We start from the raw sequence: 9,099 nt of genomic DNA, 5'->3' as shown, positions 1-9,099 counted from the left end.
GCGCCGGCGTGAGGTCCCGCTGGCCGCCGGGTCGACGAGCCCGCGTGAGGTCGCGCTAGCCGCCGGCGAACGGCGGCATCACGTCGACGGTCGCGACGCCGTCGAGCGCCGTCGAGCGGTCGCGCGTCGTGACCCCGTCGACCAGGTAGGAGCACCGCTCCTGCAGTGCCGTCCACCGATCCGGGTCGGCCGCCGTGACGCTCCGCAGGGCGGCGTCCAGTGTCGTCGCGTCCACCGTGGTCTCGTCCTGGCCGACGGCCGCGCGGGCCGCGGCGAAGAACCGCATCGTCGTCACCGGTCAGCCTCCGATCGCACTCATGCCGCGGGACGGGTGCACGATCCCGTCCGCATCGTCGCCGTGGTCGCGCGGCTTCGCCCACATCGCCCGCCGCCACGTGTCGAGCAGGACGCCGTCGTCGGCGCCGGCCCGCAGGGGGCCGAGCAGGTCGACCTCGTCGTCCGAGAACAGGCAGGAGCGCACGTGCCCCTCGGCGGTCAGGCGTGTGCGGGTGCAGTCGGCGCAGAAGGACTCGGTGATGCTCGCGATCACGCCCACGGTGCCGAGCGGTTCGCCGTCGAGCGTGGACACCCGGTACCGCTCGGCCGGGGCGCCGTCGCGCGGGGCCTCGTCGGGTTCGAGTCGGTAGTGCTCGCCGAGCAGGGCGCGGGTCTCCTCGGCCGTGACCATCGTCGCGCCGTCCCACGCGTGGCCGGGGTCGAGGGGCATCTGCTCGATGAACCGCAGCTCGTGTCCGCGCTCGAGGCACCAGGCGAGCAGGTCGACCGCCAGGTGGTCGTTCACCCCGCGGAGCAGCACGGCGTTGACCTTGATCCCGAGTCCGGCGTCCGCCGCGGCCGCGATGCCCTCGAGGACGCGGTCGAGGAACGGGCGCCGGGTGACCTCGGCGAAGACGTCCGGGTCGACGGTGTCGAGCGAGACGTTGACGCGGCGGAGTCCCGCGTCTGCCAGGGCCTCGGCACGGTTCGCCAGGCCGATCGCGTTCGTGGTGATCGACAGCTCGACGTCGTGGGCGGAGCAGCGGCGGACGATGTCGACGAGGTCGGCGCGCAGGAGCGGCTCGCCACCGGTGAACCGGACCTTGCGGACGCCCAGGGTCCGGGCGGCGAGGCCGACCAGGCGGTCGATCTCCGCCGCCGTCATGAGTGCGTCGGACGGGATCACCGGCAGCCCCTCCGCCGGCATGCAGTACGTGCAGCGGAGGTTGCAGCGCTCCGTGAGCGAGACCCGCAGGTCGACGGCGCGCCGGGCGAACCGGTCGACGAGCCCGGGGTCGTCGACGGGTCGAGGGGGGAGGGCCGGCGACTCGCTGCGCACCCGGCGCAGCAGGCCGGTCGAGGGCAGGATCCGCGCCGTCACCCGGCCGATGCTACCCCGCGTCGACGGACCGTCGGCTGCCGGGGTCCACGGACCGCCACCGGCGGGGATCGAGACGCCGCCCCCACCGGACCCACTCCGAGCGCGGGGTGCGCACGACGGTGGCGACCAGGATCACGAGCACCGCGGCGAGGAGCCACCACCGGAACGCGGGCGCCGAGGGCCACACCCCGCGCAGGGCGATCGCGAGGTTCAGGGCCATCCACTCCCACCGGCCGGAGAGGACCACGAACGGGATGAGGAGCAGCGCGTACCAGGGGTAGCGCGGGGTCACGGCGAGGAAGGTGACACCGATCATGAACACCTCGGCCGACCACGGTCGTGCGGGGTCCGCGAGGCGCCAGGACACGACGGCGGCCAGGAGCACCACGAGCCCGACGACGATCGTCGCTGCGTCGCCCTTGATGACGTACGACACCAGGGCGAACCGGGAGCCGTCCTCGTAGCCCTCCTCGGACAGGTAGCCGGGCAGGTACCCGAGGACCTTCACGCCGGTGCTGATCACGTAGGGCACGTACAGCAGCGCGAAGGTCGCGATGCCGACGGGGATCGCCCACCAGTACCGCCACCGACCGAGCAGGGGTGGGTAGACGATCGCCGGGATGAGCTTCGTGGCCGTCGCCGCGCCGAGGGCGATCCCGCCCCAGATCGGCCGACCGAAGGCGACGAGGACGACGCCCGCCGTGGCGAGGGCTGCGCCGACGACGTCGACGTGTGAGTTCGTGACCGCCTCGGACGCGACGAGCGGCGACCACGCCCACAGCGCCGCCCACCAGGTCGGACGCCCGACGCGGCGGAGCACCATCACCAGGCCGACCGTGACGCCGAGCGAGACGAGCAGGCCGGCGACCTGGAACGGCATGTACTGCGCGGTCGCGGGCACGAGGGCGCGCACACCGGCGAACCAGAGCTGGGCCATCGGCGGGTAGATCGTCACGACGTCCGGGCGGTTGATCGCGACGCAGTGGCCGTCGGCGCCGTCGCCCAGCCCGCGCATCCGCGGTTCGAGCGGCGTGCACGTGCCGTCGATCTTGTCCGGGAAGAGCCAGTCGGGGCGGAGGTCGGCCAGCGCGTTCGACTGCGGAGTGTATGCGTACGGTGATGTACCGGCGTGCTGTACGATCCCGTCCCAGGCGTACCGGGCAGAGTCGGTACTGGTGTTCGGCGGGCCGACGAGCGCTGCGATCCCGACCACGACCGCCCCACCGAGGACGATCCGGGTCATCCACTCGCGGGGTACGAACCGCACCGCGAGCACGGCTCCCGCGAAGACCGCCCAAGCGATCAGCGTCCAGGCAACGAATGGTCCACGATGACCGGCACGGAGGAACCCCAGATGCGTGATGCCGAAGGCGATGACACCCGCCAGCGCCAGCACGCCGACGACGGACAGGGCGGTCGACACGACCGCGGTCGTCGGGACGGAGGCGGCGCGCGGTCGTCTGCTCATGGTTCCCCGAGGCTACCGATCGTGCGACGGGTCCTGCTGGACGCGCGGGCCGTCGCGGCGTCCCCGAACCGGAACGCCCGCTCGGCCGTCGTCTGGGGCCGACTGCTCGGCATCGCGTTCGTCGTCTGCTTCGGGACCGGCGTCTACAGCCACCTGCTGCAGGACCCGCTGCCGTGGATGCGCTTCCCGACCCGGCCGACGCAGCTCTACCAGTTCACGCAGGGCCTGCACATCACGGCGGGCATCGCGATCATCCCGCTGCTCCTCGCGAAGCTGAACGTGGTCATGCCCGCGCTGGCGCAGGTGCCGCCGGTGCGGGGTGTCCTGCACCTGCTCGAGCGGCTGTCGATCGCGGTGCTCGTGTCGGCGTCGATCGTGCAGGTCGGTACGGGCCTGCTCAACACGTACCAGTGGTACCCGTGGCCGTTCCCGTTCCGGCAGGTCCACTACGCGTTGTCGTACCTGATCATCGGGTCGTTGATCGTGCACATCGCGTCGAAGCTCCCGATCATCGCGCGCTACTGGCGGGCGCAGGACGCCTACGACGAGGACGGACGGTTCGTCGCGGACCCGACGGTGGGCAGCGAGCTGCTGCCCGACGGCCGGGAGGCCCGCCCCGCCGTGGGCGAGCGCCCCGCGGCCGAGCGCACGGCCGGCTCGTACCCCCGTGGCCTGACCGGCCGCCTGCTCCGCTGGGTGGACGGCCCGGCTGCGCCGGCCGCGCCGGCGGGGGCTGCCGAGACTCGGGCTGCGCGACCGGACTCGGCGTCCGCGGCGCGTGATCTGTCGCTGGGTGCGAGTCTCGGGGACGGTGCCGACGGGACGGAGGCGGGTCGTGCCTCCCGGCCGGAGCACGACGACGCGCTCCCCGGACCGCGTCAGCGGATCGCGCGACGCGGGTTCGTCGCGGGTGTGACGGCGGCGACCGTCGGGGTCGTCGCACTCACGGCGGGACAGTCGAACCGGCTGCTCGAGCCGCTCAACGTGTTCGGCGCCCGCCAGCGGTACGTCGGACCGGAGGACCTGCCGGTCAACCGGACGGCGCGTGCTGCGGGCGTCCTGGCAACGGCGACCGCTGCGGACTGGACGCTGACCGTGGTCGGGCCGGACGTCACGCGGACGTTCTCCCGCGCCGAGCTCGTCGCGCTCGGGACCGCGACGGCGGACCTGCCGATCTCGTGCGTCGAGGGGTGGAGCCAGATGGCGTCGTGGCGCGGTGTCCGGGTGCGCGACCTGCTCGCGTCGGTGCAGGCCGACCCGGCGTCGGCGCTGCGGATCACGAGCCTCGAGAAGAGCGGTGGGTACCGGGTGACCGAGATGGGCCCGGAGTACGCGTCCGACCCGACGACGCTCCTGGCGCTCGAGGTGAACGGGAAGACGCTCGACCTGGACCACGGGTTCCCCGCCCGGGTCATCGCGCCGGGACGGCCCGGCGTGCTGCAGACGAAGTGGATCGGGAAGATCGAGGTGATCCGATGAGGGCCGCGAGGATCCTGCTCGTCGTCGTGGGCGTGCTGGTGATGGCGTTCGGGGCGTACGTGCTCGTCACGACCGTCCGGCCGACCCGCATCTGGGGCCTGGCGACGTGGTTGCTCGCCGCGGTCGTGCTGCACGACGCGGTGCTGTCGCCGTTCGTCGTCGGAGCTGGGCTCCTGCTGCGCCGGACCGGCAGGACGCTCGGCGCCGGGGTGCTCGTCGTCGTGCAGACCGCGGTCGTGCTCGGGTGCGTGCTCGCCCTCGTGGTGTTGCCGGAGATCGCGGCGAAGCACCACGGGCAGAAGAACCCGACCGTGCTGCCGTTCGACTACACCACGCGGTTGCTCGTCGTCGAGGGGCTGCTCCTCGCCGTCGTCGTGGTCGCGCTCGTGGTGGGTGTCGTCCGTGCACGGCGATCGCCACGACCACTGGTTGCATCGACAACCAATGGCTAGCATGGTGGCATGACGGACGAGACGCCCTGGCTCACGCGCGACCAGCTCCGCGCGTGGATGAAGCTCGTCGCCGTCATGGAACTCCTCCCGGCGGCACTCGACCAGCAGCTCCAGCGGGACGCCGACCTGACGCACTTCGACTACATGGTCGTCGCGATGCTGTCCGAGACCGAGTCGCGCACGCTCCGGATGTCGGCGCTCGCCGCAGCGACGAACGCGTCGTTGCCGCGCCTGTCCCACGTCGTGTCGCGGCTCGAGAAGCGCGGGCTCGTGACCCGGTGCCCCTCCGCCGACGACCGCCGCGCCACCGACGTGCAGCTGACCGACGACGGGTTCGCAGCCATCGTCGCCGCGGCACCCGACCACGTGAGGACCGCCCGGCGCTTCGTCATCGACGCGCTGAGCGACGAGCAGGTCCGACAGCTCGACGGCATCACCCGGGCGCTGCTCGGACGGCTCGACCCCGAGGGGCGGTTCGCGGCGCTGACGTACCCGCGGTCCGACGGTGAGGTGCTGTGCGAGGAACGTCTGACGGGCGCTTCGCCTGCGGCACCGGCGGGCGTGCTGTTCCGGGACGCGACCGCGGACGACACCGGGCTGCTCCGGCACGCGACGCTCGCGGCGATGAACTGGAAGGCCTCGTCGTTCGTGGACGCCGATCTCGACCGCCCCGAGTTCGCGCACTACTTCGACGGCTTCGACCCCGCCCGCGACCACGGCGTCGTGGCGGTGGACGGCGAGGGACCGGTCGGGGTCGCATGGGTGCGGTTCCTGCCGGCGGACGACCCGGGGTACGGCTTCGTGGCCGAGGACGTCCCGGAACTGACGATGGCCGTCGAGCCGCGCGGGCGGGGTCGGGGGATCGGCACGGCGCTGCTCGCGCGGGTGCTCGACGCCGGCCGGGCCGCGGGCTGGCCGGGTGTCAGCCTGAGCGTCGAGGACGGCAACACCGGGGCGCGGATCACGTACGAGCGGGCCGGGTTCCGGACGGTCGGGCGGAACGGCGACTCGGACACGATGCTCGTGCGGTCCTGACGTCCGGCCCGTCGCCCTGGTCGGTCTGATCGGTCTGATCGGTCTCGTCGGTCTGCTCTCGTCGCGGGTGACTGGTACACCAGTAGGATCTGGCGCATGACCGACCGTGCCACGCCGTCCGACACGTACTCCTACCTCGGACCCGCCGGCACGTTCACCGAGGCGGCGCTGAAGCTCGTCGAGGCCGCGGCCGGCAAGCCGTGGCGCAGCGTGAACAACGTCGGCGAAGCGCTCGACGACGTCGTCACCGGTCGGTCGGTCGGCGCGGTCATCGCGATCGAGAACAGCGTCGACGGCGGCGTCAGCGCCACGCAGGACGCCCTGGCGCGGATCCCCGGCGTGCGGATCGTCGGTGAGTACCTCGTACCCGTCGACTTCGTGCTCGTCGCCCGGCACGGCACCGCCCTGTCGGACGTCCGGACCGTCAACGCGCACCCCGTCGCCTACGCGCAGACCCACCGGTGGCTCGAGACCAACCTGCGCGGGCACGGGCACATCCCGGCGTCGTCGAACGTCGCCGCAGCGACCGCGCTGCTCGACGAGCACCCCGTCGCCGACGCCGCCGTGGCGCCGCCCGGGATCACCGACCACCACGACCTGGCCGTGCTCGCGTCCTCCATCGGTGACAACGCCTCCGCGGTCACCCGGTTCGTGCTCGTCTCGCGCACCCTCGCGATCCCGGAGCGCACGGGAGCGGACAAGACGAGCGTCATCGTGGAGCTGCCGAGCGAGCACCCCGGTGCCCTCGTCGACATGCTCGAGCAGTTCGCGACGCGGGGCATCAACATGGGGCTGCTGTCCTCGCGGCCGATCGGCGACGAGCTCGGGCGCTACCGGTTCGTGATCGACCTCGACGGCCACGTGCGCGACGAGCGGGTGGCCGACGCCCTGCTGGGCCTGCGGCGGTTCAGCCCGCGCGTGACGTTCCTCGGGTCGTACCCGCGGGCGGACGGCTTCCGCCCCGAGGTCTCCGCACGCTACTCGGACGAGGCGTTCGTCGAGGCACGGGACTGGCTCCGCGCCATCGTCGCCGGCGAGCCCGACGCCGGCTGAGCCCTGCGGGGCCCTGCCGCACCCTCGCGAAACGCAACGTCAGCGATTCCTCGCAGCGGTACACCGCTGCGCACGGTCGCCGACGTTGCGTCCCGCGGAGACGGCCCGGGTCAGCTGTGGGCGTTCTCCACCCGACGGGTGTTGCGGGTCTGGTCCTGCGGCCCGGCGACGCGCACCCGGAGTCCGCTGGCGTCGATCTTCGCCTTGAACGCCACGACCTGTCCGACCGGGTCGCCGTCGATCTCGAACTCGTCCGGACGCTCGAGCCGCGCCACGAACTCCTGACCGCGGATGTACCGGAGCGGTCGTTCGTCGCGGGCAGCGGTGGCGATGCGCTTGCCGACCTGGGTCTGCCCGATCTTCGAGCGGCGGAACGAGCGCAGGATCGCGTTCTCCCAGAAGACCCGGGCGCCGATCCGGACCCACCCGAAGAACCCGCGGGGTCGCATGACGACGATGTCGAACACCCCGTCGTCGATCTCGGCGTCCGGCAGCAGCGTCGCGCCGGCCTGCAGCATGCCGCAGTTGCCGACGATGAGCGAGTGTGCCCGCACCGACTGGTTGCTCGCACCATCGAGCCGGTACCGGAACTCGAACGCGTCGGCGTCGCGGACCGACCGGAAGAGCGAGTCGACGTAGGCGAGCCAGCCGACCTTCTTCTTCAGGTCGTCGTTCGTGTTGGCGAGCATGCGCGCGTCGAGCCCGAGCCCCGCCATGACGACGAACCCGAACTGCTCGCGCTCGCCGCCCTCGCGCTCGACCTCGAGCTCACCGAAGTCGATCGGGCGGTCCTCGCCGCGGAAGATCGTCCGGACGCTCGCACCGAGGTCGTCGATCGGCGCCGGGATGTTCCGGGCGAGCAGGTTGCCGGTGCCGCTCGGCAGCAGGGCGAGCACGGCGTCGGACCCGTGCACGACCTCGGCCACGGCACGGACGGTGCCGTCACCGCCGGCCGCTGCGACGACGTCGGCTCCGGCGTCGAGCGCGGCCTTCGCCATGCCGCCGCCCGGGTCCTCCTCCGAGGTCTCGAACCACAGGGTCTCGGCCCAGCCGGCCTCCTGCTCGTGCTCCGCGACGGTGCGCTTCAGGGTCTCCAGGTCCACCTTCACCGGGTTGTAGACGACCGCGGCCGTCTTCTGCTCGGTGGGGAGGGCGTCCTGGCCCGCGGGCGCGGTCTCCGATGGTGTCGACATGCTGCCGACGTTACCGACGGACGCCTGCGAGCGACCGGCCGTCGGACACGAACCGCTCCGGCGAGCGACGGGCGGCAGCCCGGGCCGTCTCGACCCGGGCCACCCGGGCTCAGCGCCGGTCGTGCAGCGTGATCGCGTACCCGTCCGGGTCCGCGAAGGTGAACGTCCGCCCGAACGGCCCGTCGAACGGCGGGGTGACGATCGTGTGCCCGTCAGCGACCAGCGCGTCGTGGATCGCCTGCACGTCGGTCGCGTGGAACCACAGTGCGACGCCGAGGGCGGGCTGCCCGCTGGAGAGATCGGTCCCGGCCACGAGGTCGCGCAGGGCGAAGGCGATCGGCTCGGTCGCGAAGACCACGGCGTGCGGCGGCCCGGCGGGGGAGCGGACGAGTCCGAGGTAGCGCTCGTAGAACGCCTGCGAGGCGGCGAGGTCGCGGACCTGCAGCGAGGTGAAGTCGATCCCGGTGGCGGGCATGGTGTGCTCCTTCGTCGGTGTCAGATGCCTGACACGAAGAGTCTGTGTCAGACTCCTGACATGCGTCAAGTCAGGATCGACCTCGACAGTTCGGTCGGCTACGTCCTCAAGGAGGCGGCGAGTGCCCTGCGCGCCGCCATGGAGGACGCCCTCAGCCCGCTCGGCATGACGGTCACGCACTACTCGTGCCTCGAACTGCTCGCGCAGCGCCCCGGCATGTCGAACTCCGAACTCGCGCGCGGCACCTTCGTCACCAGGCAGTCGATGAACACCCTCCTGCAGCAGCTCGAGCGCGACGGCATCGTCACGAGGCCGTCGACCCCGACGACGGGCAAGGTGCTCCCCACGACGCTCACCGAGGCCGGACGGCGACAGCGCGAGGCAGCGAGTGCGGCGGTCCGGCAGGTCGAGCTCCGGATGACCCGGGACCTCGACGAGGCGGGCCGCGCAGCGGCCTTCCGCCTGCTGCGGGGCATGGTCGCCGCCCTGCGCGACGAACCGACCGGGGACGCGACCGGCTGACGGACGGGAGGCCCGTGGTCCGGCCGCCACGGGCCTCCCGTCCG

10 protein-coding genes are annotated in these 9,099 nt (G+C 72.6%); 5 read left to right on the top strand and 5 right to left on the bottom strand.

What is annotated here, in order from left to right:
• Positions 1-55: 55 nt before the first annotated feature.
• Genes D8M35_RS02440 through D8M35_RS02430 form a run of 3 tightly spaced genes read right to left on the bottom strand, consistent with a single transcriptional unit; the run spans position 56 to position 2,846 of the window.
• Positions 56-286 (bottom strand): MoaD/ThiS family protein, encoded by a 231-nt coding sequence (locus tag D8M35_RS02440; protein ID WP_126890389.1) that lies wholly within the window; start codon positions 284-286, stop codon positions 56-58.
• Between the two features lie 12 nt (positions 287-298).
• Entirely contained in the window at positions 299-1,336 is a 1,038-nt protein-coding gene (moaA, locus tag D8M35_RS02435) for a GTP 3',8-cyclase MoaA (RefSeq protein WP_126890388.1), read from the bottom strand.
• Positions 1,337-1,388: 52 nt separating this feature from the next.
• Positions 1,389-2,846, bottom strand: coding sequence for a glycosyltransferase 87 family protein (locus D8M35_RS02430; protein WP_126890380.1), 1,458 nt, complete (start codon positions 2,844-2,846; stop codon positions 1,389-1,391).
• A 21-nt stretch (positions 2,847-2,867) separates the two neighbouring features.
• Here D8M35_RS02430 and D8M35_RS16965 point away from each other — a divergent pair, with 21 nt between their 5' ends.
• The 4 genes from D8M35_RS16965 (at position 2,868) to pheA (ending at position 6,865) form a co-directional block, all read left to right on the top strand.
• A complete protein-coding gene (locus D8M35_RS16965) occupies positions 2,868-4,325 on the top strand; it encodes a molybdopterin-dependent oxidoreductase (RefSeq protein WP_238638060.1) in 1,458 nt (485 codons plus the stop codon).
• Complete coding sequence (locus tag D8M35_RS02420) at positions 4,322-4,777, top strand: hypothetical protein (protein ID WP_126890379.1); 456 nt, start codon at positions 4,322-4,324, stop codon at positions 4,775-4,777. Before D8M35_RS16965 ends, D8M35_RS02420 begins: the two co-directional genes overlap by 4 nt.
• Positions 4,778-4,786: 9 nt before the next feature.
• Complete coding sequence (locus D8M35_RS17240) at positions 4,787-5,812, top strand: bifunctional helix-turn-helix transcriptional regulator/GNAT family N-acetyltransferase (RefSeq protein ID WP_342342906.1); 1,026 nt, start codon at positions 4,787-4,789, stop codon at positions 5,810-5,812.
• 96 nt (positions 5,813-5,908) lie between these two features.
• The gene (gene pheA / locus D8M35_RS02405) at positions 5,909-6,865 is read left to right on the top strand and encodes a prephenate dehydratase (RefSeq protein ID WP_126890378.1); all 957 of its coding nucleotides are present in this window, start codon (positions 5,909-5,911) and stop codon (positions 6,863-6,865) included.
• Positions 6,866-6,975: 110 nt separating this feature from the next.
• On the opposite strand, the gene D8M35_RS02400 is transcribed toward pheA, so the two are convergent.
• A complete protein-coding gene (locus D8M35_RS02400) occupies positions 6,976-8,058 on the bottom strand; it encodes a diacylglycerol kinase family protein (protein ID WP_126890377.1) in 1,083 nt (360 codons plus the stop codon).
• Positions 8,059-8,167: 109 nt separating this feature from the next.
• Entirely contained in the window at positions 8,168-8,533 is a 366-nt protein-coding gene (locus D8M35_RS02395) for a VOC family protein (RefSeq protein WP_126890376.1), read from the bottom strand.
• A 60-nt stretch (positions 8,534-8,593) separates the two neighbouring features.
• On the opposite strand from D8M35_RS02395, the gene D8M35_RS02390 reads away from it, so the two are divergent.
• Positions 8,594-9,055, top strand: a complete 462-nt coding sequence (locus D8M35_RS02390; RefSeq protein WP_126890375.1) for a MarR family winged helix-turn-helix transcriptional regulator — start codon at positions 8,594-8,596, stop codon at positions 9,053-9,055.
• Positions 9,056-9,099: the final 44 nt, after the last annotated feature.

It is taken from the genome of Curtobacterium sp. HSID17257 (genome assembly GCF_003989515.1).
GTDB lineage: Bacteria > Actinomycetota > Actinomycetes > Actinomycetales > Microbacteriaceae > Curtobacterium.
This window is presented reverse-complemented; position numbering and strand designations above follow the sequence as displayed.

Coding starts and splice junctions, on each gene's coding strand:
- D8M35_RS02440 (WP_126890389.1), bottom strand. CDS start 286: ATGCGGTTCTTCGCCGCGGCCCGCGCGGCCGTCGGCCAGGACGAGACC.
- D8M35_RS02430 (WP_126890380.1), bottom strand. CDS start 2,846: ATGAGCAGACGACCGCGCGCCGCCTCCGTCCCGACGACCGCGGTCGTG.
- D8M35_RS02420 (WP_126890379.1), top strand. CDS start 4,322: ATGAGGGCCGCGAGGATCCTGCTCGTCGTCGTGGGCGTGCTGGTGATG.
- D8M35_RS17240 (WP_342342906.1), top strand. CDS start 4,787: ATGACGGACGAGACGCCCTGGCTCACGCGCGACCAGCTCCGCGCGTGG.
- pheA (WP_126890378.1), top strand. CDS start 5,909: ATGACCGACCGTGCCACGCCGTCCGACACGTACTCCTACCTCGGACCC.
- D8M35_RS02400 (WP_126890377.1), bottom strand. CDS start 8,058: ATGTCGACACCATCGGAGACCGCGCCCGCGGGCCAGGACGCCCTCCCC.
- D8M35_RS02395 (WP_126890376.1), bottom strand. CDS start 8,533: ATGCCCGCCACCGGGATCGACTTCACCTCGCTGCAGGTCCGCGACCTC.
- D8M35_RS02390 (WP_126890375.1), top strand. CDS start 8,594: ATGCGTCAAGTCAGGATCGACCTCGACAGTTCGGTCGGCTACGTCCTC.